The sequence below is a fragment of the Fredinandcohnia onubensis genome (assembly GCF_002734215.1).
Classification (GTDB): Bacteria; Bacillota; Bacilli; order Bacillales; family Bacillaceae_L; genus Ferdinandcohnia; species Ferdinandcohnia onubensis.
Map to the genome: position 1 here is coordinate 237,036 of NZ_NSEB01000002.1, position 25,548 is coordinate 262,583.

Genomic DNA, 25,548 nt, shown 5'->3' on the forward strand with positions numbered 1-25,548 from the left:
GAAATGAGTACGGTAGAGGTATATCGTCCAAAGCATCATGTTCGGTTTGTGACGGCTTCAAGCTTATTTGATGGGCATGATGCCTCGATTAATATCATGCGTCGCATCCTACAGGCGAGTGGGGCAGAGGTCATCCATCTTGGGCATAACCGTTCTGTAGAGGAAGTAGTGAATGCGGCCATCCAAGAGGATGCGCAAGGTATCGCGATTTCCTCGTATCAGGGTGGCCATGTGGAATATTTTAAATATATGTTTGATCTTTTGAAAGAGCGGGGAGCTTCCCATATTCGCATCTATGGCGGTGGTGGTGGAGTCATCATCCCTCGTGAAATCAAGGAGCTTCATGAATACGGAATTGCTGGGATTTTTTCTCCAGATGATGGTCGCAATCTGGGTCTACAAGGAATGATCAACAAGATGCTACAAGAGTGCGATTACCCAACAAGCACGGAGCTAACCGATGAGCTTGAGCTCCTTCAAAGTGGGGACTACAATACGGTCGCTAAGCTCATCACGATTGCGGAAAATCAAATTGGAACCAACGATGAAACGGCTGCAGCGACTGAAACAATCATTCAAAAAATAAAAGACCTTGAAAAAACGGTTCCAGTTGTGGGGATTACAGGTACAGGTGGAGCAGGAAAAAGCTCCCTCACGGACGAACTGATTCGCCGCTTTATCAATGAATTCGACGATAAGAAAGTTGCGATTTTATCTGTTGATCCTACAAAACAAAAAACCGGTGGTGCTTTACTTGGGGACCGAATTCGCATGAATGCAATTTTCTCTCCAAGGGTGTATATGCGAAGCCTTGCTACAAGAGGGTCGAAATCAGAATTATCGCTGGCAATTAAAGATGCAATTGCAGTCGTTAAAGCAGCAGGCTTTGACTTAATCATTGTTGAAACAAGCGGGATTGGGCAAGGGGATGCTGAAATTACAGAGGTCTGTGACATCTCCATGTATGTCATGACAAGTGAATTTGGTGCGCCTTCACAGCTTGAAAAAATCGACATGATTGACTATGCTGACCTAATTGTAATTAACAAATTCGAACGCAAAGGTTCAGAAGATGCGAAGCGTCAAGTACAAAAGCAGTATCAGCGTAGCCACCTTTTATTTGAAAAAGACTATGAAGACATGCCGGTATTCGGTACGATTGCAAGTCAGTTTAATGATCCAGGAACGAACGCCCTTTTTGCGAATTTAGTGGATAAAATCAATGAAAAAATGGCGACAGACTGGGAAACATCTTTTGAAAAGACAGCAGATGTCCAAAAACAAAATGTCATTATCCCGAATGACCGCCGTTATTATCTGCGTGAGATTTCAGATACGGTTCGAAACTATCATAAAAAAGCAGCCGAACAGGTAGAAATCGCAAGAAAGCTATTCCAAATTAGCGGTACGATTGAGAGCGTAAAGGAGATTGGCAATGAGGATGTCCTCAAAGCTCTTGAAACACTTCAATCCCAATATGAAGCGAAGCTTTCGGATGAGTCGAAGAAAATCCTAGCAAACTGGGAATCTCTCAAGGAAACATACAAGGGTGAAAAATTTATTACGAAAATTCGTGACAAGGAAATCGTGACGATTTTAAAAACAAAAAGTCTGTCGGGTCTATCGATTCCGAAGATTTCACTCCCAGGCTTTAAAGATTTTGGGGAAATTCTCCGCTGGGTCTATAAAGAGAATGTTCCAGGTGCATTCCCTTATACAGCAGGTGTGTTTCCATTCAAACGTGAAGGGGAAGATCCGAAGCGTCAGTTTGCCGGAGAAGGGACTCCAGATCGAACGAATCGCCGTTTTCATTATTTATCGAAGGATGATGATGCAAAACGCTTAAGTACAGCATTTGACTCTGTAACCTTATATGGTGAAGACCCTGCCTATCGCCCTGATATTTATGGAAAAGTTGGGGAAAGTGGCGTCAGCGTATGTACCCTTGATGATATGAAAAAGCTCTATAAGGGGTTTGACCTTTGTGCACCGTCTACTTCGGTTTCAATGACAATCAATGGACCAGCACCAATCATCCTTGCGATGTTCATGAATACTGCGATTCACCAACAGGTTGAAAAGCGTGAACAAGAGCTTGGCCGCATCTTAACGGTGGAGGAATTCCAAGAGGTACGAGCGAAAACATTACAGACAGTTCGTGGAACCGTCCAGGCAGATATTTTAAAAGAAGATCAAGGTCAAAATACGTGTATTTTCTCAACGGAATTTGCGTTACGTATGATGGGAGATATCCAAAAATATTTCATTGATCATAAAGTAAGAAATTATTATTCGGTATCCATTTCTGGTTATCATATTGCAGAAGCGGGTGCTAATCCGATTTCTCAACTCGCTTTTACCTTATCAAACGGGTTCACGTATGTGGAATATTACCTCAGCCGTGGAATGAATATTGATGATTTTGCACCAAATCTATCCTTCTTCTTTAGTAATGGGCTAGACCCAGAATATACGGTAATTGGTCGGGTGGCACGCCGCATTTGGGCAACGGTCATGAGAGAAAAATATGGAGCAAATGAGCGCAGTCAAAAATTAAAGTACCATGTACAAACATCTGGACGTTCCCTCCATGCACAGGAAATTGATTTTAATGACATTCGTACGACCCTGCAGGCACTAATGGCTCTTCAAGATAATTGTAACTCGCTTCATACGAATGCATACGATGAGGCCATTACAACACCAACAGAGGAATCGGTTCGCCGTGCGATGGCAATTCAGATGATTATTACGAAAGAACATGGTTTAACGAAGAATGAAAATCCGATTCAAGGTTCTTTTATTGTTGAGGAACTCACTGATTTAGTGGAAGAAGCAGTGCTTCAGGAATTCGACCGTCTAAATGACCGTGGTGGTGTTCTTGGCGCGATGGAAACACAGTATCAGCGCGGAAAAATCCAAGATGAGTCCATGTATTATGAGATGAAAAAACATACGGGAGAGCTTCCGATCATTGGCGTAAATACGTACTTAAATCCTAATCCGCCATCAGAGGAGGATTTAAACAATATCGAGCTCGCACGTGCAACGAAAGAAGAAAAAGAACTTCAAATTAAAAATTTAAAAGAATTCCAGGAACGAAATAAGGATAAAGTAGAAGAAGCATTAAAAAAGCTAAAACAGGTTGCTGTGAACAATGGAAACATTTTTGAAGAATTGATGGAAACGGTTCAGGTCGCAAGTCTTGGCCAAATCACGCAGGCGCTCTATGAAGTAGGCGGACAATACCGAAGAAATATGTAGAAAAAGATCGAGGCTGACTATTTTTGCATAGTTCAGCCTTAATTTATGATATGTCTGGCATAAAGTGGTTGATTTTGTTTATAATGAATGATATGTATTTTACAGAACTCTTTTTTATTTTTTATAAGAAGAATCCTGACAACATGTTTTTACCAGAATTCCAGTTACATACATAGAAAGGGAGTGCCTTGATGAGTCTCGATCAATACTCACCAGAGCAAATAAAAGAAATGTCAATGCTTGAGGTAGCGTATGAGATTTTCCTAGGGAGAAAAGATGCGATTACATTTAACGAGCTAGTTGACGAAGTAACAAAAACTTTAGAGCTTTCAGAAGAAGAGGTTCGTACAAGAATTTCTCAATTTTATACAGATCTCAATATCGATGGTCGTTTTATTACATTAGGTGATAATCGTTGGGGACTTCGTACTTGGTATCCATACGAGCAAATCGATGAAGAGGTTACTCATACTGAAAAGCCGAAGAAGAAGAAAAAGAGCAAGAAGAAGGATGAGGACGACGATCTCATTGGCTTCGACGATCTTGATGAAGATGATCTTGATTTTGATGAAGACTTTGATGAAGAAGACGAAGATGTGGATGACGTCGAGGATGACGAAGAAGAAGATGACGAGGACTTTGATGACATCGACGACGAAGAGGACTTCGAAGATGAAGAAGAAGATGAAGAGCTTATCGATGATGAAGAATATGAGTTAGACGAGGAAGAAGAAGATGAAGAGTTTGAAGAAGAGGAAGAAGACTAATCCTCAAGTATTTATCAAGTTAAATTAAACTCAAACTCATATTGACTTTTTAATCTTATCTCGGTAGAATACTTTTTGGGCTCTAAAAAAAGAGTATCTACGAAACCATATTAAAGTTTCGCTCCCTTACATATTGTAAGTGGAGCTTTTTTATTTTATAGGAGTGCAAGGTTCGGTGAGTTAAACAATTTACCCCCGCACCAAGAATAATTTCTTTATACATTTTGATTTTTTGAGCAAACTTTAACTAATTACATGATTGGGGGAAAAGAGAAAGATGACTAAATATATTTTCGTAACAGGTGGGGTTGTATCATCCCTAGGAAAAGGGATAGTTGCCGCATCTTTAGGCCGTTTATTGAAAAACCGAGGAATGAATGTAACGATTCAAAAATTCGATCCATACATAAATGTGGACCCAGGAACAATGAGTCCGTATCAGCATGGTGAAGTTTTCGTTACCGATGACGGCGCTGAAACAGACCTTGACTTAGGCCACTATGAACGTTTTATCGACATTAACCTAAACAAATACAGCAACGTAACTACAGGTAAAATCTATTCAACTGTACTAAAGAAAGAGCGTCGCGGTGATTATTTAGGGGCAACGGTTCAGGTTATTCCACACATCACAAACGAAATCAAGGAAAGAGTTTTCCGTTCTGGACGTGAAACAAATGCTGACGTCGTGATCACTGAAATCGGTGGTACGGTTGGAGACATCGAGTCATTACCTTTCTTAGAAGCTGTTCGTCAAATTAAAAGTGATGTTGGCGCCCGCAATGTAATGTATGTACATTGTACGCTTGTTCCTTACATTAAAGCTGCTGGAGAAATGAAGACAAAGCCAACCCAGCACAGTGTTAAAGAACTTCGTAGCCTTGGAATTCAGCCAAATATCATTGTTGTACGTACAGAAATGCCAATTTCTGAAGATATGAAAGAGAAAATTGCGCTATTCTGTGACATTGATCCAAAAGCTGTTATTGAGAGTCGTGACGCGGAAACATTATATTCAATTCCGTTATCCCTTCAGGAGCAAGGCATTGACCAAATTGCGTGCGAGCATCTTCAACTCGATTGCAAAGAAGCAGACATGACAGATTGGATCAAGCTTGTTGAGAAAGTAACACACCTTACAAAAACAACAAATATTGCGTTAGTCGGAAAATATGTGGAGCTTCAGGATGCGTATCTTTCTGTTGCAGAAGCATTAAAGCATGCTGGCTATGCATTTGACGCTGATATCAATATCAACTGGGTGAACTCTGAAGAAGTAACAGATGAAAATGTTGCAGAATTACTTGCTGGCTCAGATGGAATTCTAGTTCCAGGCGGTTTCGGTGACCGCGGAGTGGAAGGGAAAATTGTAGCTTTAAAATATGCGAGAGAGACAAAGACACCATTACTCGGCATTTGTCTTGGCATGCAGCTAGCATCTGTAGAGTTTGCGCGAAATGTACTAGGTTTAGAAGGAGCACATTCTGCGGAACTTAATCCGGATACTCCTCATCCAATTATTGACCTTTTACCAGAGCAAAAGGATGTTGAGGACTTAGGTGGTACGCTTCGTCTTGGCATCTTCCCATGTAAAATTGAGGAAGGTACAAAGGCGTATGAAGCATACAATGATGAAGTGGTATATGAGCGCCACCGCCACCGTTATGAATTCAATAACCATTATCGTCAAGCAATGGAAGCAGCAGGCTTTGTCTTCTCAGGGACAAGCCCAGACGGACGTCTTGTGGAAATCATTGAGCTGAAAGACCACCCTTGGTTTGTAGCTTCTCAATTCCACCCAGAATTTAAATCAAGACCAAACCGCCCACAGCCATTGTTCAGAGAATTTATTAAAGCATCACTAACTCAATCTGAAAAAATGTAAATAAAAAAAGCGAGTGTGAATTCACTCGCTTTTTATTATGAGGTAATGTGGTGAAAAATGGATGGTGGAGGACGTTTTTGTTCAAATAATGGTTGGTTATGTACTTCATCGGGCTTATGAAGAACATAACGCTTGAACAAAAGGAAACTTCATCAGGCTTATGAAGAACATAACTCTCGAGAAAAAGTATGGTTATGTACTTCATCATGCTTATGAAGAGGAAATAGCATAAGAATTTGAATCTGAATCCTCTTCATTGTGCTTATGAAGAGGAAATAACATAAGAATTTGAGTCTGAATCCTCTTCATTGTGCTTATGAAGAGGAAATAGCATAAGAATTTGAGTCTGAATCCTCTTCATCGGGCTTATGAAGAGGAAATAGCATAAGAACTTGAATCTGAATCCTCTTAATCATGCCTATGAAAAGGAGAAACCGCGAGCATTTCCTCTTCATAAACTAATCCCTGGTTTTGTCCTTCACCAAAATTCAACTCATTTTATCCCTATTCAAATTCCTCGACCATTTCTTTGATTGTAAATTTTAGACCGTAATAGGCATATAGAGCAGTCATCACGCTTGGGAAGCCAAAACGGGTCCCATCATCATCGGGGATAAGTGGCTTTTGGAGCTTGCTGTCGATATGAATATCGACGCTTTTCTCAAGAGTGCGTTCAGCTTCTATTTTTACAATTGCCGAAATCGCTACGGTTTGGATTCCATTGCCGCGCAGTACTTCAGCAAGCTTAATGGCTTCTTCATCGGTAGAAAATCTTGTGATTAATAGAACGGAGTCAACATCCTCAATCTCGTTCATTTTTCCATCAGTAAATAAAGGCTTTGCAGACTTTAATGGTTCAGCCCCAGCCAAAGCCTCGGTAGCAACTGCTACCATTTCGCCAAAACCATGTACGAATACTGTACCATCACTAATGACAGACTGAGCAAGAATTCTAGCCCCATCCTCCATATTCATTTCTTCATGCTCCATAATTCTCTTAAACTGACCTTGAAGCTGTGTAGTAAAAATTTTCAACATAAATGTAAAATTCCCTTCTTGTCGATATACTTATTTCCATATATTATCATAATAACGTTATACAAAAAAAATAAGAAATGATGTCGAAATATGTTGAATTAATTGTTTCGGTCTTGGAAGTAAAAGTTTTTCAAGTAAAAAGCAGGAAATTTAGAATGTATGATAGAATTAAAAATGAATAACGATATAATAATATTCGAAAAAACGAACGTAACTAAAACGATCGTGGAAGACAAAGTAATTTATCCAACTATTTTTATCTATTTAAGGGGGGTTTTTCAAGTATGTCAGAAAAAATCTTAATTGTGGATGATCAATACGGAATACGGATTCTATTAAACGAAGTTTTTCAAAAAGAAGGTTATAAGACATTCCAAGCAGCTAATGGGGTACAAGCAATCGATATCGTTCAAAAGCACTCTCCAGATTTGGTCTTACTAGATATGAAAATCCCTGGTATGGATGGGATTGAAATTTTAAAAAGACTGAAAAAAATAAACCAGGATATTCGGGTAATCATTATGACAGCTTATGGTGAACTCGATATGATCCAGGAAGCGAAGGATTTGGGAGCAATTACCCATTTTGCAAAGCCGTTTGACATTGACGAGCTTCGTGAAGCAGTAAGAGCAAATATCCCATTAAAATCCGAATAAAAAACATAAAAAATACAAATTAGCGGTATGAACAAATTGGAAACGCTTTACAAAAATAATGCGTAACATTCCTGTATTGCGAAATCAAAATCTTGTGATATGCTTAGTACTGTATTGTTGCTATTCCTTAACACAAAGGGCATTTTTGTGTGCTTTTTGTCTGTTGATTTCTAACTTGAGCTTACATATTATGATTTTATTTCGGTCATTCTATTAGGTGATACGAATTCTATGGAATAGATATACAATAACCCGGTGAGACTTTGCCGTGGTTCTATCGTGTATAGGGATAATGCCTTAATTTACACAATAAAACGGTACAAAAGGAGGAAATTCACATGCCTTTGGTTTCAATGAAAGAAATGCTTGAAAAAGCAAAAGCAGAAGGGTATGCAGTAGGTCAATTTAACATTAATAACCTTGAATTTACACAAGCTATTTTACAAGCTGCTCAGGAAGAAAATTCACCAGTTATTCTAGGTGTTTCTGAAGGTGCTGGCCGATATATGGGTGGATTCAAAGTTGTAGTTGCAATGGTTAAAGCGATTATGGAAGAATCCAATATCACAGTTCCGGTTGCCATTCATCTTGATCATGGTTCTTCATTCGAGAATTGTGCGAAAGCAATTCATGCTGGATTCACATCTGTTATGATTGATGCTTCTCATCATCCATTTGAAGAGAACATTGAGATTACTTCTAAAGTAGTTGAGCTTGCACATTTCCACGGGGTTTCTGTAGAAGCTGAGCTTGGTACTGTTGGTGGACAAGAAGATGACGTAATAGCTGAAGGTGTTATCTATGCGGATGTTAATGAGTGTGTTGAGCTTGTTAACCGCACTGGTATCGATTGCTTAGCTCCAGCATTAGGTTCTGTTCACGGTCCTTACAAAGGTGAACCAAACCTTGGTTTCAAAGAGATGGAAGAAATTGGTAACAAAACTGGTTTGCCGCTTGTACTTCACGGTGGAACAGGTATTCCAACAAAAGATATTCAAAAATCAATTTCTCTTGGAACAGCTAAAATCAACGTGAACACAGAAAACCAAATTGCTTCAGCGAAAGCAGTTCGTGAAACATTAGCTGCTAAAACAGAAGAGTACGATCCACGTAAATACTTAGGACCTGCTCGTGATGCAATTCGTGAAACTGTAAAAGGCAAAATGCGTGAATTTGGTTCCTCTGAAAAAGCTAACGCGTAAGTAACCTTTTGGATGTAAAAAACGTCTAATTAAATAGATTGGAGAAAGGTCTCCAACCCAAAAAAAAGCCGCTTATTTCCTGTTATTGACAACATGATTTGGAGATAGCGGTTTTCTTGCGTTATAATAAGAAATGCGCAAGGCGTTTTTTGGAAAAACCTTGCCGATTTAGATGGGAGTCTAGGGGTAATTACAATAAGAAAAGCGCAAGGCGCACGGCTTTAGGTGACAAGCATAAGAAAAGCGCTGACAGAAGGTGCATTTTACCTTCAGAAGCGATTGGCTTATGACCTCGAACCGATGGCGACTGTAGCTAGACACTGAAAGCTTTTTTAAAAAAGTGGAAGGAGCTGATTTGTGTAACTTACCCATAAAAATTGAAACTTAGACGAACGCTATAACGTATAGAACTTAGACCTTCAACAAGAATCACTTCAAACACACTAAATGCCACGTTAAATGATTCTCAATATGAAATAAGAAAGAACGCTGCTTTTGTAGTACGAACTTAGACCTATTGATTTTATCTTCTATAGGTGAATTTGCTTGTTTTAATGAAAAAGGATAAAATGATACATGATTTTCCGATTTTCATGTAAACTAAGAGTTAATACTCGTATAGTTCTGTATTCAATCTATGTTAAAATATACCAATTCGAGTGAAGTGTCGTTATGATTGTGTAACGTAAACAAGGGAAAAGAACGGCCTAAAGCTAGTTTTCTTCCGGAAAATATTCCGGACAGGTTGTATCCGTGGCAATTCGAGGATTCCCTTACAAAACCGTTATCTTCGCTAGAAGGGAGCCACATATGGAAAAACTAAAAATAGCAGGCGGTTATCCACTAAAAGGATCTGTAAAAATCAGTGGGGCAAAGAATAGTGCAGTAGCCCTCATTCCAGCAACAATCCTAGCAGAAACGCCAGTAACAATTGAGGGACTACCAGATATTTCGGACGTGCAAATTTTAGGTGATTTGCTTGAAGAAATCGGTGGTCACGTATCGATAAGTAAAGAAGAAATTTATGTTGACCCGACAAATATTGTTTCAATGCCACTACCAAATGGTAAAGTCAAAAAGCTTCGTGCCTCCTATTATTTAATGGGAGCCATGCTTGGTCGTTTTAAAAAGGCAGTTATCGGCCTACCAGGTGGATGTCACCTAGGTCCACGACCAATTGACCAGCATATTAAAGGCTTCGAAGCACTTGGGGCTAAGGTGACCAATGAACAAGGTGCAATCTACCTTCGTGCTGATGAGTTAAGAGGTGCCCGCATTTACCTTGATGTTGTGAGTGTCGGTGCAACTATTAATATCATGTTAGCTGCAGTGCGTGCTAAAGGTCGTACAGTCATTGAAAATGCGGCAAAAGAACCTGAAATTATTGATGTTGCAACATTATTAACAAGCATGGGGGCAAAAATTAAGGGAGCCGGAACAGATGTCATCCGTATTGATGGCGTAGATTCTCTACAAGGCTGCCGCCATACCATTATTCCTGACCGCATTGAAGCTGGTACATATATGATTATCGGTGCCGCAATGGGTGAAGGTGTATTAATTGATAATGTCATTCCACTTCACTTGGAATCACTGATTGCAAAATTCCGTGAGATGGGTGTAACTGTTGAAACAAGTGACGACCAAATTTGGATTGCCGGTAATAAGGACATAAAGTCTGTTGATATCAAGACACTTGTGTATCCAGGTTTTCCAACTGACCTACAGCAACCTTTTACGTCCTTGCTAACAAAAGCAAGTGGAACAGGCGTTGTAACAGATACGATTTATGGTGCGAGATTTAAGCATATCGATGAGCTTCGTCGTATGAATGCCCAAATTAAAGTTGAAGGCCGTTCAGCGATCGTCACCGGACCTGTACAGCTTCAAGGTGCAAAAGTCAAAGCAAGTGATTTACGTGCAGGGGCTGCACTTGTTGTTGCTGGTTTAATGGCGGAAGGTGTAACTGAAATTACTGGCCTTGAGCATATCGACCGTGGCTATAGTCATTTAGAAGAAAAACTAACAGGCTTAGGCGCTACTATTTGGAGAGAAAGCCTAACAGAAGAAGAAATTGAACAACTCCAAAATTCGTAATTTGAATAGAAAATTCAAACTCCCACTACAAAAAGTGGGAGTTTTCATGTATCCTTATAAAGAAAAGTAGAGAGAAGACGTTTTTGTTATGTAAAGGTTATGTGAAAAAATAGAATCAAATTATTAGCTAGGGGGAAGAGAGTGTGGAAAGAAGCTTATCGATGGAGCTTGTACGTGTAACAGAGGCAGCGGCATTAGCATCAGCTCGTTGGATGGGACGCGGTAAAAAGGATGAAGCAGATGGAGCAGCAACTTCTGCGATGCGAGATGTGTTTGACACGATTCCAATGAAGGGACAAGTTGTCATTGGAGAAGGAGAAATGGACGAGGCTCCAATGCTATATATTGGCGAAAAGCTTGGAAACGGCTATGGTCCAAGAGTTGACGTAGCAGTGGATCCAGTTGAAGGAACCAATATCGTAGCTTCAGGAGGATGGAACGCACTTTCTGTTCTAGCAGTTGCAGACCATGGCAACTTACTTCATGCCCCAGATATGTATATGGAAAAAATCGCAGTCGGCCCTGAAGCGGTTGGATTAATCGATATTAACGCACCGATAATCGATAACCTTAAAGCAGTGGCAAGAGCGAAAAATAAGGACATTGAAGATGTCGTAGCAACGGTTTTAAACCGTCCAAGACATGAGCACATCATTTCACAGCTTCGTGAAGCAGGGGCTCGAATCAAGTTAATCGATGATGGTGACGTTGCGGGTGCCATTAATACAGCGTTTGACCATACGGGTGTAGACATTTTGTTCGGTTCAGGCGGTGCCCCGGAAGGTGTTCTTTCAGCAGTTGCATTGAAATGTCTAGGTGGCGAAATTCAAGGTAAGCTTCTACCTCAAAACGATGAAGAGATTGCTCGTTGCATCAAAATGGGACTGGATGTTTCAAAAATTCTTAAAATGGAAGATTTAGTTAGTGGAGATGACGCGATTTTTGCAGCAACAGGTGTCACAGATGGTGAGCTATTACGTGGAGTGCAGTTTAAGGGATCAATCGGAACCACTCATTCACTTGTTATGCGTGCGAAATCAGGAACTGTTAGATTCATAGATGGTAGACACAGCTTAAAGAAAAAGCCCAATCTAGTAATGAAATAAAGTAGAGGCGAGTCTTTAGTACTCGCTTCTCTTGTTTACTTTTACCCGTACGTGTATTAGCTAAACAGCTTTTTGACACCGAAACTTCGTAACTCTATTAAAATAATGGTATTGATTAAAAATACAAGAATAGGGTAAAATAAAGAAGACTATTTAAACTTCAATTAATTCATGTATAGGGATTCCAATTTCCTAAACAAAAATGAGTACCGCGGTAAAACTTCTATGCAATCCTCATAATGCTTCTTTATCATTTCATCCATACCGTTACATATAAAATGTTTCATCTATCTCTTGTTGCGTAAGAGAAAAGTGCGAAAACGCTTTTATATAATGGACGAATGAACCAATCATCAAATGCGCTTTGGCGGGCGTCATAACCAAATCAATTGGAGAGCATTTACGAGTAAGTAGAAATAATTTTAAACTAGAAAAAGAGTGGTGTACGAATGAGTATTACAATTTCAAGCCTAGAAAACATGAAGCTAAAAGAATTATACGAATTAGCACGTGAATTTAAGGTTTCTTATTATAGCAAGTTAACGAAGAAAGAATTGATTTTTGCAATCTTAAAAGCACGGGCAGAGCAGGACGGCCTTTTATTTATGGAAGGTGTTCTAGAAATTATCCAATCAGAAGGATTCGGATTCCTTCGTCCAATCAACTATTCTCCATCGTCTGAGGATATCTATATTTCTGCATCCCAAATCCGTCGTTTTGACTTAAGAAACGGGGATAAGGTATCAGGTAAAGTGCGTCCTCCAAAGGAAAATGAACGTTATTATGGACTACTTCACGTGGAGGCTGTTAACGGCGATGATCCAGAATCAGCAAAGGAACGTGTTCACTTCCCAGGTCTAACACCTTTATATCCTGATCGTCAAGTTATCTTAGAAACCAAGCCAAATCATATTTCAACTCGAATTATGGACATTTTAGCACCGGTTGGTTTCGGACAACGTGGATTAATTGTGGCGCCTCCAAAGGCTGGTAAAACGATGCTGATTAAGGAAATTGCAAACAGCATTACAACGAACCATCCAGAGGCTGAGCTGATCGTATTATTAATCGACGAGCGCCCGGAAGAAGTTACAGACATCGAACGCTCAGTAGCAGGGGATGTTGTAAGTTCTACTTTTGATGAGGTTCCTGAAAACCATATTAAGGTTGCTGAACTTGTATTAGAAAGGGCTATGCGTCTTGTTGAGCACAAACGCGATGTCATTATCTTAATGGATAGTATTACTCGTCTAGCAAGAGCATATAACCTTGTCATCCCACCAAGTGGACGTACATTATCAGGGGGTATTGACCCTGCTGCATTCCACCGTCCAAAGCGTTTCTTTGGGGCAGCGAGAAATATTGAAGAGGGCGGAAGCTTAACCATCTTAGCGACTGCACTTGTTGACACAGGCTCACGTATGGATGACGTAATCTATGAGGAATTCAAAGGTACTGGTAACATGGAGCTTCACCTTGATCGTTCACTCGCAGAAAGACGTATTTTCCCTGCGATCGATATTCGTCGTTCTGGTACAAGAAAAGAAGAACTACTTATCGAAAAAGACAAGCTGGATAAAATTTGGGCAATTCGAAAAGCAATGTCAGATTCTCCAGATTTTGCTGAGAAATTTTTACGTCGACTTAAGCAAACTAAAACAAATGCAGAGTTCTTTGAAATGCTTGAGGCAGAAAAGAAAGCGGCAGCTGCTAGAAGAAGCGGCAATCGTTCTGATTCGTAAGGTAAATACACACTGAAGCTTGTGACTGCTTCAAATTTGTGTTGGAAAAAATATTGCAAATTAGCGATTTTTAACAGCAGGATTAAGTTGCAATTCAGTGCTTCACTTGTTATAATTTCAACATGTGCGTTTTAGGTATTTAAAATGATAGCTAAAACGTAACTCTGTTTCGATCAATGATTCAGGGCGGAAGGAGATGAGACGAATGAAATCAGGAATTCATCCAAACTACAAAAAAGTTATGGTGAAATGTGCTTGTGGAAACGAATTTGAAACTGGTTCTGTAAAAGAAGGGATCCGCGTTGAGGTATGCTCAGAGTGTCACCCATTCTATACAGGCCGTCAGAAGTTCGCTGATGCAGGTGGACGTGTAGATAAATTCAACAAAAAATACGGTATTAAATAATATCGGTTTGAAAGCCAAAAACAGGCAAGTTTTTTCTTCTTGCCTGTTTTTTTTGCTACTAAACCTATTTTTTCTCGCAATTATAGATACTTACCTCTTAAAAAAAATCCTCAAACCCATAGTCAATTAGTTGGCTCGGTAGAAACAACCCGAGGAAAGGAGACTTTCGTTTCATGTATATTATGAAGCAAAGTGGCTGGCTTGAAGTAATTTGTGGAAGCATGTTTTCAGGAAAATCCGAAGAACTGATTCGACGTGTACGTCGTACTGAATTCGCAAGACAATCCGTTCAGGTGTTTAAGCCTCAAATAGATAATCGATATAGTGAAAATTCCGTTGTGTCACATAATGGTTCATCGTTTATAGCAAAACCAGTTGCAACCTCAGCTGATCTTTTAAAAGAGGTCTCTGCGGATACAGATGTAGTTGCAATTGATGAAGTTCAATTTTTTGATGATGAGATTGTAGAAGTGGTTCAAACACTAGCAAATCGTGGTCATCGTGTAATTGTTGCTGGCTTGGATCAAGATTTCCGAGGAGAACCGTTTGGAAAAGTGCCTGAGCTACTCTCGCTAGCTGAGCTTGTTACTAAATTACAGGCGGTCTGTTCAGTTTGTGGTTCACCATCAAGCAGAACACAACGCTTAATTAATGGACAACCTGCATCCTATGATGATCCAATTATTTTAGTAGGTGCTTCGGAGTCATATGAGCCTCGTTGCCGTCACCATCATGAAGTACCAGGAAAACCATTATTACAAGCTGCTGTTCAAAAGGATACATTGAAATTATAAGGCGCTCCTGATGGGGGTGCTTTTTCTTTTCGGGCATAAAAAAAGACCAGGTTTGATTGTCCTGATCTTAAAAGAGGAATCCGAGGACTCTTTTACGTTTTCTTGAACCTTCTACTTTTTCGAGTGTAATGGCGGTATGTTTTTGTAGCTCTTCCTTTTCTCTTTCAAGCTGTTCGATATAGTCCTCCATCTTTTGCATCCTCTTCTGTAGTTCATCAATTTCCTTGCGATGTTGAAGAAGCTGATAGGAAACAACGTCACTCGCTTTTTCTTGAATTTGTCTTTCGTTTTCTTTAATCCGATCCATGATGGCGTTTAGCTTTTCTGAGAGTGTTTTATCTGATGCTTGAACCATTTTCCGTGCGGTCCCCTTCCTAGGCGCTGGTGTCGATAATTCGATTTTATCAGAAGGGACTCCGGATTTCACTTGATTCCGTATTCCTTCGAATAAGGGAAAATCTGTTTCCTCAAATACATAGTGTCCATATTCGTTTTTGGAACACTGAAGATGAAAGATTTTGATCCACTTGCGAACCGTTTTTGTTGATACCCCCAATTTTTTTGCGAACTGCGCAGTATTCACACCCAACCAATCCCCCTATTATCCCTTTTTTATCTTGAATGACTTTTTTCCGATTCTTTATCTACTACTACGATTCTCCTTTTATCGATAAAATCCTTCCGTCTAGACAAAACTAGAACCTTTTCGCCAAAGAAAGAACCAATCCAACATAATATCTGTAATTCGACAGCGAAATTTGGGAGAGAATGAATATAAGGTTAGTGTCTAGCTCCAGCGCCTAGCCCCTCGAGGTCATAAGCCAATCAGTCAAGAAGGATAAAAGGCATCCTTCTCGCCAGCTTTTCTTATGCTTGTCAGGGCTGAGCAAGGCGCCTGCGCTTTTCGTTTGTAATTTGCTTTGACGATGTGGGTACCCTATACTATAATTATACTGTTATGGACTAAATTTTGAGGTGAAGAACGTGTTCGATCGTTTAGCGGCTGTTGAAGCTCGATATGAAAAACTAAATGAATTATTAAGTGATCCAGATATCGTTAGTGATACAAACAAACTACGTGAATATTCAAAAGAACAATCTGATATACAAGAAACGGTAGAAAAGTATAGAGAGTACAAAGAGGTTAAGGAACAGTTAACCGATGCGAAAGCAATGCTTGAAGAGAAGCTTGATGCAGAGATGCGTGAAATGGTGAAGGAAGAAATCAACGAGCTCGAGGACCAGATGGAAGACCTTGAAGAGCGCCTGCACGTGTTACTATTGCCGAAGGATCCAAACGATGACAAAAACGTTATCATGGAAATCCGTGGTGCTGCAGGTGGAGACGAGGCTGCGCTATTTGCTGGTGACCTATACCGCATGTACAGCCGCTTTGCTGAGCACCAAGGCTGGAAGACTGAAGTTATGGATACAAACTCAACTGGTGTTGGCGGATATAAAGAGATTATTTTTATGATTTCCGGAAAAGGTGCTTATTCGAAATTGAAATTTGAAAATGGGGCACACCGTGTGCAACGTGTACCTGAAACGGAGTCTGGTGGACGTATCCATACATCAACTGCAACTGTTGCGGTATTACCTGAAGCAGAAGAGGTTGAAGTCGAAATTCATGAAAAGGATATTCGCGTCGATACGTTTGCATCCAGTGGACCTGGAGGACAAAGTGTTAACACCACAATGTCAGCAGTTCGTTTAACGCATTTGCCAACTGGAACTGTAGTTTCCTGTCAGGATGAGAAATCGCAAATCAAAAACAAGGAAAAAGCAATGAAAGTATTGCGTGCCCGTGTTTATGATAAATTCCAACGGGAAGTACAAGCGGAATATGACCAAAACCGTAAACAAGCCGTAGGTACAGGTGACCGTTCAGAGCGTATCCGTACGTACAATTTCCCACAAAACCGTGTAACTGACCACCGTATCGGGTTAACGATTCAAAAGCTTGATCAAATCCTAACAGGGAAACTTGATGAAGTCATTGATGCTCTCATCATGGAAGACCAAGCAAGAAAAATGGAGCAAGCCGAATAATGGCAGAATTTCATAAAATATTCGAAGCCCTCAAATGGGCTTCTTCTTTTTTACGGGAACATGGTCGGGAAGAGAATATCGGGGAAATGCTGTTATGTCATTATCTAGAGTTAAGTCGGGCTCAACTCCTTGCAGAAGTTAGAGAAGTGCTTTCTCCAGAGGTGAAGGAGAAGTTTGTAGCGGCTATCGAGAAAGTCGTGAGTGGAGTTCCGGTCCAACACATCATGGGCTATGAGGAGTTTTACGGGCGTAAATTTTTAGTGAATGAGGAAGTCTTAATTCCGAGACCTGAGACGGAAGAATTGGTTCAAGGGTTACTTGCAAGGATTGGACGGTTATATCCTGCAACAGACGTGATTAAGGTCGTGGATGTTGGCACCGGGAGTGGAGCAATATCGATTACGCTTGCTCTTGAAAACAATCGATTAGATGTAATGACCGTGGATATTGCGAAGGCTTCTATTGATGTGGCGCAGGAAAATGCAGATCGGTTAGGCGCGAAGGTAAGGTTTGTTGAAGGTGACTTATTAGGACCTTTAATAGAAGAAGGACAAAAGGTTGATGTGGTTGTATCCAATCCACCGTATATTCCAGAAGATGATATCGCGACGTTGTCAACGGTTGTGAAGGATCATGAACCTCTCCGGGCTTTAGTGGGTGGCCATGATGGCTTGGATTTCTATCGCCGATTTATGAAGGAGATACCTCTCGTTTTAAAAGAAAGAGGGGTAGTGGCCTTTGAAGTAGGTGTTGGTCAAGGCGAAGACGTTGCGCAAATGCTACGTGATACTTTTCCAGCAGCGACAGTAGAAGTGGTTAACGATATAAATGGAAAAGACCGAATGGTTTTTGCTGAAATAGGGTTTTAAAAAGGCTTGGCGAAGGTGCCAAGCCTATTTTCTGTGGTATAGTCTGGATTGCGTGATATGCTTCAATAATTGCGCGTTCCGACCTAATCCAATGGCTAGTCTAGTAGTTCTTCTTCCAAGAAATAAAATAAGCGATGATCTGTATCAATGGATACAGCAAAAATAAGATAATCGGATAGTAGGGTACAATGTCTGAGATGAATGGGTAGAGTAAAAATAGGGCGCTGATGATTGGGAATGCGTACCACATACTGATATAAGAAGAGCGACATGCTTTTCCGGTGAGTTCCTTTTCGCGTTCGTCTCCTTCTTCAAATTCGGTCGGCAACAAAAATACACGTTTCCATGACTTTCGCTTGCGTTTTAATTTTGGTAAGGTGAGAGCCGCAAAAATAGTCCCAATTAAAATGGTGGCAAAAATGGGTATCATGTTAATTTCAATAGACCAAGGTGGTTCAGTGTTGTTTTTTACGATATCGGCAAAATCAATTTGAGTAAAGTACAGTGATGATAATCCCCATCCAAATAGTGCCAGTGAAACAATCGAGAACACAACATTACGAACAATACTCATCTTTACTCATCCTCCAAATAAAAAATTTTTTCGATTGGCAAATCAAACGTTCGTGCAATATTCATTGCGAGCAATAGTGAGGGTACATAGCTTCCTTTTTCCAATGCCACAATGGTTTGCCGCGTCACGTTCACTTTTTCAGCAAGAGCACCCTGTGTAAGACTGTGCTTTGCACGGAGCTCCTTCACACGATTTTTAATTTCCATTGGCAATATCCTCCAAATGTTCTGCTTATATTGTATGGTAAACTATACATTTTGTAAAGTTAACTTTACATTTATTTTTAAAAATGATTAAAAACTTTTCCTAGTCGCTCGGTCCAAATCCTTTTCGTACTGTCGGAATCAGGTATGTATTTGGACTCGCTGCTTGCGAATCCTAAAAGTACTGTCAGAATCAGCTACGTAATCAGACTTACAGTTCGCTATTTCAGCTCGACCAGTCCGAATTTGCCTAGTATTCAGACACACAGCGGGCTTTAATGGCTCGGCCAATCCAAATCATGCAAACGAAAAAATAGTTTAATAGATTTTTCAAATTTGGTAGTTTAGGATTCTATTTTTTTGGCGAGAATGGTTTGTGAAGGGATGGTGCTAGAGAGTGAGTAAACAAATTGCGATTATTTCATTTATATTTTTAATGTTAATTGGGGCGAATAGCCATTTATTGATAAAAGAAACAAGTGCGGAAGCGTATCAGGTGATTCCAGATGAGGCGATTCGACTTCGAATCTTAGCAAACAGTGATTCCGAAGAGGATCAAGCTTTAAAGCGCAAGGTGCGCGATGCAGTGAATGCAGAAATCACGGTATGGGTAGCGGAGTTAACATCCATTGAAGCAGCAAGAGAATTGATTCAAGAGAGACTACCAGAAATCGAGAAAATCGTTGCTAGAGTATTAGAAGAGGAAAAGAGCAATCAAAGTTATTCAGTCGATTACGGACGCAATGTTCAATTTCCAACAAAGCTTTATGGTCAATTCTTATACCCAGCGGGTGAGTATGAAGCAATTCTGATTTCGATTGGTGAGGCTGAAGGAGCAAACTGGTGGTGCGTGTTATTCCCGCCATTATGTTTCCTAGACTTTTCAACTGGTGATGCAATTGAAGCGTCGGATGAAGAGGGAACAGATGTAGCGATGGAGCAAGAAGAGCAAGAAGTTGAGAAGGATGACAAGCAAGGCAAAAAAGACAAGAAAGAAAATGCAAAGGAACAGGAAAGTGAAGGAGAAGAAGTAGAGGTTAAATTCTTCTTGGTTGAATTTTTCACATCACTTTTTAGCTAAAAGTCTAGCAATCAGTTCTATTTGTTTAGAAGCCCTCATAGAGTAGTTACTAGATAACGAAAGATGGGGTGGAGACTATGAAACAAATTAGAACGGCTACAGAACAGGATATTGGAAAAGTAAGAGAATTTTTAGGACAAGCTGAAGTAAGTGCGGATGGTATTGAATCGATAATTGACCATTTTATATTACTGGAGGACGCTGAGCAAAAAATCATCGCGACCTTAGGAATTGAGAGAATTGAAAAGGATGGCTTACTTCGGTCGCTCGTAATCTCGCCGGGTGTGGACCAAACAAATTTATTAACCCTGTTTAAGAGTGCAATTTCACTAGCAAAGCATAAGGAAATACGCGGTTTGTATTTAGCGACAAATAAGCAAGCATCAATTCAATTTTTCGCCATGCTTGGTTTTGTGCAAGTTGAAACGAGTGAGCTTCCTGAACATATCAAAGGGTCCGATCATATCTCACAACTGCTTGAAAAAGCCGATCCGATGTTCATGGTTTCGCAAATTGAAAAATAAAAATAGTTTTCAAACCCTTGTTTGTGAATAGAATGTTCGCAGGTGGGGGTTTTATTTGTGTTTATACACCTAATTTGTGGATATTGTGGATAAGTTTTGTTGTAAAAAAGGTAAAAAATATGATAGTCTATGGAACGTGATGAAAAATATGGGCTGTGGATACATTTTTTCCTGTCGATGTGATTTATGGAAAAGTTGGGTATATCCACAAAACTATCCACATTTTCGGTTAAATTATCCACAAAATGTGGATAACACTTGTTTTATGCCCATTATATACCTATACTTTTTTATACTATAATAATAAATAAACTACATAACTAAAGGAATTTTATATAGGAGTTGCGTTACATGGAAACAAAACAATGGGTTGTGGATAAACATGAACAAAATTTAGAATCTTATCCACAAATAAAAGAGGCTGCAGAGCTTTTACAGGAAAATGAAGTGGTTGCATTCCCTACTGAAACGGTCTACGGCCTTGGAGCGAATGCTTTATCTGACGAGGCGGTTGCAAAAATTTACGCAGCAAAGGGGCGCCCGAGTGATAATCCACTGATTGTCCACATCTCCACAATGGAACAGCTTCATATAATCGCTCAGGATATTTCGGGGCAGGCGGAGCGTTTGATTGAAGAATTCTGGCCGGGTCCGTTAACACTCGTTTTAAAAAAGAAGGAAAATGCTGTTGCAAGTAAAGTAACTGCAGGTCTAGAAACGGTGGCAGTTCGAATGCCAAGCCATCCAGTTGCATTGGCATTAATAGCGGCAACAGGGCTTCCGCTTGCTGCGCCAAGTGCGAATCTTTCGGGAAAACCAAGCCCGACACTTGCTAAGCATGTAGCGGATGATCTGACAGGAAAAATCGCTGGCGTTCTTGACGGCGGAGCAACAGGTGTTGGTCTTGAGTCAACGGTTTTGGATTGTTCAGGTGAGGTGCCTATCATATTACGTCCAGGCGGTGTAACGAAAGAGCAGCTTGAGGAAGTATGTGGTGTGGTCGAAGTTGACCAGGCGATTTTAAAAGAAGATGAAGCGCCAAAATCACCGGGAATGAAATATAAACATTATGCACCAACGGCACCACTTACAATCGTAAATGGTTCAATGGAATTTATTCAGTCCCTTGTAAAAGAAAAGCAAGCTGAAGGATTAAAGGTTGGCGTTCTGACAACAACGGAACGTGAAAAGAATTACAGTGCAGATAAGATTATTGCTTGTGGATCGCGTGAAGATTTAGAAACGGTGGCAAACAGGCTTTATGATGTCCTTCGCCTCTTTGATGAAAGTAATGTCGATGTTATTTTTAGTGAGAGTTTTCCAAGTGAAGGCATTGGGCAAGCCATCATGAACCGGTTGACCAAAGCGGCGGGACATAAATTGATAACTGAATAAAAATGGGAAAAACCTTCTTCTATTTCGTTTTGTACATGCATATGTTGAAATAGGCACGTCCAAGGAGGTAGAAGATGGATATAACAGCATTTCTCGGTGAAATTATAACCTTATTTATTATGGCATTTGCTTTAGGAATGGACGCATTTTCCGTAGGACTTGGAATGGGATTAATCCGGTTGAGACTTAAGCAGATCTTAACAATCGGGATAACCATCGGTCTGTTTCATATGTGGATGCCTTTGGCTGGAATGATGATCGGCCATTTTTTATCAGATACATTTGGGGCAATTGCAACCTATGTAGGTGCAGGATTGCTCTTATTTTTAGGATTGCAAATGATCATTTCTTCCTTCAAGGACGATGACGGTGACAATCGGATGATTACACCTGTTGGCTTTGGTTTGTTTATTTTTGCCTTAAGTGTGAGCCTCGATAGTTTTTCTGTTGGGCTTTCATTAGGGATTTATGGAGCGAAGACGATTATGGTTATTCTGATGTTTGGTGTAGTTAGCATGGTGCTGTCATGGGTTGGTCTTTTGCTAGGTCGAAAGGTTCAACATTGGCTCGGTACATATAGTGAGGTACTAGGTGGTTGTATCCTCCTAGTCTTCGGAGTGAAATTGCTATTTCCATTATAAGTGGGACGAGGGACCTGTCCCTGTGACCCAGATGTGGGATGAGAAACCTGTGTGCCTTGTGAAAGAGTATGAGTGGAAAAACTCGTGCTCTTTTTTTCATATATTGACTATGTGTTTTGGGTTCATCTCATTTATAATAGGACTATATCGAATTTTGTCTTTTTATGCAGGTCGTTAGTAGCATAAAGACAGGTAGAAAAGGGTGATGAAATGATTCGTGTTTTATTTGTTTGTACAGGAAATACATGTCGAAGTCCGATGGCTGAGGCGATTTTACGAAATAAAGCGGGTGAAGAAATCGAAGTGAAATCAGCGGGGATATTTGCTGGTGATGGCAGCCCTGCTTCGGCAAATACGACGCAAGTCTTGAAGGAAAATGGGATGGAGTGTCAGCACTCTTCTTCCTTTTTAACACAAGAGCATATTGATTGGGCCACTTGTGTGTTAACGATGACCAACCACCATAAGCAAGCAATTCTTCAAAGCTTTCCGCAAGCTCGGGGCAAGGTACATACGTTAAAGGAATTTACAAATGGTAGTGGAGATGTTTCGGATCCATTTGGAGGACCGGTAGAGATTTATAGAGAAACCTATGCAGAGCTTGAACCATTAATTGATGAAGTACTTTCAAAACTTAAATAGCATAGCTAGATTCAGGGGGAGAATCGGTTGAAAAAGAGGCGCTATAAATTTGGTATAAAGCTGAAATTAGTTTTATTAACGACTATTTTAGCGATTGTGACTTACTCAACATCTGCGTTATTCATTTATTTTGTGTATCCTTTCGTAGATGAGTTGATCAATCAACAAATTTTTATTATTGGCACGTTGGTATTAGGGATTGTCTGGTCTGGGATTCTCGCTTATTTTGCGGCATCCTTTATTACGAAGCCACTCCAAAAACTTGAGCAGGTAGCGATTCATGCGGCAAATGGTGATATTCGTGAGGATGTACCCGTTTCGAAATCAGATGACGAGATTCGAAGCTTGAGTCTCGCTTTTAACAAAATGCTTCACAATCTACGTGAAATGGTTCAAAACATTGAAGGAAACTTTGAAAATACGAATGAAAAGGTAATTGAAATTACGAAAGCATCTAGTCTTGCCTCCGAACAGGCGGAAAATATTAATCGGACGATTTCTGAGATTTCCAAAGGGGCGGACAGCTCGGCTGTATCGATTCAAGAAACAGCTGAATCTGTCGAGGATGTGATTCAAATTGCTGAAGAGGTCCAAGAAAATGCGAAAACTTCACAAAACTTGTCTGTTGAAATGGTCGATACATTGAATGATAGCAAAGAGGTTGTTCATTCGTTAATTTCGGGCATTAATAAGCTTGTTAATAACAATCAAATATCACTTCAAGCCGTAAATCGTCTTGAGACGAATGCGAAGGAAGTGGAACATATTATTTCTCTTGTTGGCGATATTGCCCGCCAAACGAATTTACTTGCGTTGAATGCCTCAATTGAAGCGGCTCGTGCTGGTGAGCATGGAAAAGGCTTTGCGGTTGTTGCTGAAGAAGTAAGAAAGCTTGCGGACGAAAGCTCTAAGGCTGTTCAAGGGATTACGGAGCTTATTCAAAATATCCAGCAAGAGGTTCGAAATGTAGTTGTTCAAATTTCTGAACAGGTCGCGGTTGCAAATGAGGAAGCGAAAAAGGGAACCATCACAAATGAGGCTATTGCTGAAATGACAACGTCCGTTCATGAGGTGGCAGATGCAGTAAAACAAATTGTTACCTTGGTTGAAAAACAAATGGATCGGATTCAAGCGACATCCCTGCAGTCTCAAGAGGTTGCAGCGATTGCAGAAGAAACTTCAGCTGGTGCTCAGGAAGTAAGTGCGGCAACACAGCATCAGACAAGTGTGATTTGTGAAGTGGATGCGTTGGCGCAGGAGCTTGCTACGCAAGCAGGTCAGTTAAAGCAGACAATTCAACGGTTTACAATGTAAATTTTTAATAATGGAACTCCTATTTTGGTTCGGGAGTTCTTTTTTAGGTATAATAAGAGGAAAAGGAATGTCTTTTGGCGAAATATCCAGCCAAGTCTCAATTCATTATAGGGGGATTTACAATGAAAGTTGCAATTGCTTCAGACCATGGCGGTTTAGTATTACGTGAAGAAATTAAAAAAATATTGGATGAACTTGAAATTGAGTATGATGATTTCGGGTGTGAGTGTTCAACATCCGTTGATTATCCGGATTATGCCCTACCTGTAGCGAAAAAAGTAGCGAACGGGGAATATGACCGCGGTATTTTAATTTGCGGAACAGGGATTGGAATGAGTATTGCTGCGAATAAGGTACAAGGAATCCGTTGTGCACTTTGTCATGATGTATTTAGTGCAAAGGCTACTCGTGAGCATAACAACAGCAATATCTTAGCGATGGGTGAACGTGTCATTGGCCCTGGGCTAGCGGTTGAAATTGCAAAAACATGGCTTACTACAGAATTCTTAGGTGGGCGTCATGAAAACAGAATCAATAAAATCACCGAATATGAAAACAACCCATCTGGGGAATAACATATGAAATGACAGCGCCTGAGGACTTGATGTATCAGGCGTATATTTAATTGTGGGACGAGGGACCTGTCCCAAAGGAGGGAATGAGAGATGGTTGCGGATCTAGAGGTGTGGAGAGGGCAGCTTCAGACGCTTCTTTCGGAGTTTGCGGAAACAGCTTCGTTGAAAAAAGGAGAGCTCCTTGTTATAGGCTGCAGTACGAGTGAGGTCATTGGTGAACGAATCGGAACAGCAGGATCAGAAGAAGTGGCGGAAATGGTTTTTAGCGAACTGACTAAGCTTCGTGAAAATGTCGGTGTTGAGCTCGCGTTTCAGTGCTGTGAGCATTTAAACCGTGCACTGGTTGTGGAACGGGAAACAGCCGTACATAAAAATTACGAACAAGTAACGGTTGTTCCGGTTCGAACAGCGGGTGGTGCAATGGCCACCTATGCTTTTGGGCATTTTAATGATCCTGTAGTTGTTGAATTTATTAAAGCCGAAGCAGGTATTGATATTGGTGACACCTTCATTGGCATGCACCTAAAACATGTTGCAGTTCCGATTCGAAGTTCGGTTAAAGAGCTAGGTGGAGCACATGTCACAATGGCCAAGGCAAGACCAAAACTCATTGGTGGCGAACGGGCGGTTTATCCGGATAAAAAGGAAAATAAGAAATGTTAATGACCACAGGGACCACGGGGACGGTTCCTGTGGTTCTTTTCATTTTAGTAAAATATTT

The 25,548-nt window shown here is 40.4% G+C and carries 24 protein-coding genes; 20 read left to right on the forward strand and 4 right to left on the reverse strand.

The genetic code is table 11. From position 1 onward, the window contains the following. Window positions 1-3 precede the first annotated feature (3 nt). The 3 genes from icmF to pyrG all read left to right on the forward strand — a co-directional run bounded on the left by icmF (window position 4) and on the right by pyrG (window position 5,916). Window positions 4-3,264, forward strand: a complete 3,261-nt coding sequence (icmF, locus tag CKK03_RS01575; RefSeq protein WP_099360881.1) for a fused isobutyryl-CoA mutase/GTPase IcmF — start codon at window positions 4-6, stop codon at window positions 3,262-3,264. Window positions 3,265-3,455: 191 nt separating this feature from the next. After that, a complete protein-coding gene (rpoE, locus tag CKK03_RS01580) occupies window positions 3,456-4,031 on the forward strand; it encodes a DNA-directed RNA polymerase subunit delta (RefSeq protein ID WP_099360882.1) in 576 nt (191 codons plus the stop codon). Between the two features lie 277 nt (window positions 4,032-4,308). After that, window positions 4,309-5,916 (forward strand): CTP synthase, encoded by a 1,608-nt coding sequence (gene pyrG, locus CKK03_RS01585; protein ID WP_099360883.1) that lies wholly within the window; start codon window positions 4,309-4,311, stop codon window positions 5,914-5,916. Window positions 5,917-6,420: 504 nt separating this feature from the next. On the opposite strand, the gene CKK03_RS01590 is transcribed toward pyrG, so the two are convergent. Next, entirely contained in the window at window positions 6,421-6,954 is a 534-nt protein-coding gene (locus tag CKK03_RS01590; RefSeq protein WP_099360884.1) for a DUF2529 domain-containing protein, read from the reverse strand. Between the two features lie 284 nt (window positions 6,955-7,238). Between CKK03_RS01590 and CKK03_RS01595 the strand changes: the two genes are divergently transcribed. From CKK03_RS01595 to CKK03_RS01625, 7 genes are all read left to right on the forward strand, one after another. Next, window positions 7,239-7,610 (forward strand): response regulator, encoded by a 372-nt coding sequence (locus CKK03_RS01595; RefSeq protein WP_010677224.1) that lies wholly within the window; start codon window positions 7,239-7,241, stop codon window positions 7,608-7,610. 338 nt (window positions 7,611-7,948) lie between these two features. Continuing rightward, entirely contained in the window at window positions 7,949-8,812 is an 864-nt protein-coding gene (locus CKK03_RS01600; RefSeq protein ID WP_099360885.1) for a class II fructose-bisphosphate aldolase, read from the forward strand. Between the two features lie 810 nt (window positions 8,813-9,622). Further along, a complete protein-coding gene (gene murA, locus CKK03_RS01605; RefSeq protein WP_099360886.1) occupies window positions 9,623-10,909 on the forward strand; it encodes a UDP-N-acetylglucosamine 1-carboxyvinyltransferase in 1,287 nt (428 codons plus the stop codon). A 143-nt stretch (window positions 10,910-11,052) separates the two neighbouring features. After that, window positions 11,053-12,015, forward strand: coding sequence for a class II fructose-bisphosphatase (gene glpX, locus CKK03_RS01610; RefSeq protein ID WP_099354607.1), 963 nt, complete (start codon window positions 11,053-11,055; stop codon window positions 12,013-12,015). A 449-nt stretch (window positions 12,016-12,464) separates the two neighbouring features. Next, window positions 12,465-13,757 carry a transcription termination factor Rho gene (rho, locus tag CKK03_RS01615; protein ID WP_099354606.1) on the forward strand — a complete coding sequence of 431 codons (1,293 nt, stop codon included), beginning with the start codon at window positions 12,465-12,467 and terminating at the stop codon, window positions 13,755-13,757. Window positions 13,758-13,962: 205 nt separating this feature from the next. After that, entirely contained in the window at window positions 13,963-14,163 is a 201-nt protein-coding gene (gene rpmE, locus CKK03_RS01620; RefSeq protein WP_099354605.1) for a 50S ribosomal protein L31, read from the forward strand. A 173-nt stretch (window positions 14,164-14,336) separates the two neighbouring features. Next, window positions 14,337-14,957, forward strand: coding sequence for a thymidine kinase (locus CKK03_RS01625; protein WP_099354604.1), 621 nt, complete (start codon window positions 14,337-14,339; stop codon window positions 14,955-14,957). A 67-nt stretch (window positions 14,958-15,024) separates the two neighbouring features. Here CKK03_RS01625 and CKK03_RS01630 read toward each other — a convergent pair whose 3' ends face one another. Beyond that, window positions 15,025-15,540, reverse strand: a complete 516-nt coding sequence (locus CKK03_RS01630) for a MerR family transcriptional regulator (RefSeq protein ID WP_180271114.1) — start codon at window positions 15,538-15,540, stop codon at window positions 15,025-15,027. Between the two features lie 392 nt (window positions 15,541-15,932). Between CKK03_RS01630 and prfA the strand changes: the two genes are divergently transcribed. Together prfA and prmC are read left to right on the forward strand one after the other, a co-directional pair. Then, window positions 15,933-17,009, forward strand: coding sequence for a peptide chain release factor 1 (gene prfA, locus CKK03_RS01635; RefSeq protein WP_099360888.1), 1,077 nt, complete (start codon window positions 15,933-15,935; stop codon window positions 17,007-17,009). Further along, entirely contained in the window at window positions 17,009-17,878 is an 870-nt protein-coding gene (prmC, locus tag CKK03_RS01640; RefSeq protein WP_099360889.1) for a peptide chain release factor N(5)-glutamine methyltransferase, read from the forward strand. The genes prfA and prmC overlap by 1 nt, the downstream gene beginning before the upstream one ends. 100 nt (window positions 17,879-17,978) lie before the next feature. On the opposite strand, the gene CKK03_RS01645 is transcribed toward prmC, so the two are convergent. Both CKK03_RS01645 and CKK03_RS01650 read right to left on the reverse strand, forming a co-directional pair. Further along, on the reverse strand, window positions 17,979-18,452 hold the full coding sequence (locus CKK03_RS01645; protein ID WP_099360890.1) for a hypothetical protein: 474 nt from the start codon (window positions 18,450-18,452) through the stop codon (window positions 17,979-17,981). A gap of 2 nt (window positions 18,453-18,454) precedes the next feature. Next, window positions 18,455-18,658, reverse strand: a complete 204-nt coding sequence (locus CKK03_RS01650) for a helix-turn-helix transcriptional regulator (RefSeq protein WP_099360891.1) — start codon at window positions 18,656-18,658, stop codon at window positions 18,455-18,457. 394 nt (window positions 18,659-19,052) lie between these two features. On the opposite strand from CKK03_RS01650, the gene spoIIR reads away from it, so the two are divergent. From spoIIR to CKK03_RS01690, 8 genes are all read left to right on the forward strand, one after another. Next, window positions 19,053-19,736, forward strand: coding sequence for a stage II sporulation protein R (spoIIR, locus tag CKK03_RS01655; RefSeq protein ID WP_099360892.1), 684 nt, complete (start codon window positions 19,053-19,055; stop codon window positions 19,734-19,736). A 77-nt stretch (window positions 19,737-19,813) separates the two neighbouring features. After that, window positions 19,814-20,260, forward strand: a complete 447-nt coding sequence (locus CKK03_RS01660) for a GNAT family N-acetyltransferase (protein WP_099360893.1) — start codon at window positions 19,814-19,816, stop codon at window positions 20,258-20,260. Between the two features lie 351 nt (window positions 20,261-20,611). Next, window positions 20,612-21,655: an L-threonylcarbamoyladenylate synthase gene (locus tag CKK03_RS01665; RefSeq protein WP_099360894.1), complete on the forward strand. Its 1,044-nt coding sequence runs from the start codon at window positions 20,612-20,614 to the stop codon at window positions 21,653-21,655. A gap of 74 nt (window positions 21,656-21,729) precedes the next feature. Then, the gene (locus CKK03_RS01670; RefSeq protein ID WP_099360895.1) at window positions 21,730-22,296 is read left to right on the forward strand and encodes a manganese efflux pump MntP; all 567 of its coding nucleotides are present in this window, start codon (window positions 21,730-21,732) and stop codon (window positions 22,294-22,296) included. Between the two features lie 210 nt (window positions 22,297-22,506). Next, a complete protein-coding gene (locus CKK03_RS01675) occupies window positions 22,507-22,938 on the forward strand; it encodes a low molecular weight protein arginine phosphatase (RefSeq protein WP_099360896.1) in 432 nt (143 codons plus the stop codon). Window positions 22,939-22,965: 27 nt separating this feature from the next. Continuing rightward, entirely contained in the window at window positions 22,966-24,252 is a 1,287-nt protein-coding gene (locus CKK03_RS01680; RefSeq protein WP_099360897.1) for a methyl-accepting chemotaxis protein, read from the forward strand. A 122-nt stretch (window positions 24,253-24,374) separates the two neighbouring features. Beyond that, on the forward strand, window positions 24,375-24,827 hold the full coding sequence (gene rpiB / locus CKK03_RS01685; protein WP_099360898.1) for a ribose 5-phosphate isomerase B: 453 nt from the start codon (window positions 24,375-24,377) through the stop codon (window positions 24,825-24,827). Between the two features lie 90 nt (window positions 24,828-24,917). Then, window positions 24,918-25,490 carry a TIGR01440 family protein gene (locus tag CKK03_RS01690; RefSeq protein ID WP_099360899.1) on the forward strand — a complete coding sequence of 191 codons (573 nt, stop codon included), beginning with the start codon at window positions 24,918-24,920 and terminating at the stop codon, window positions 25,488-25,490. Window positions 25,491-25,548 lie beyond the last annotated feature (58 nt).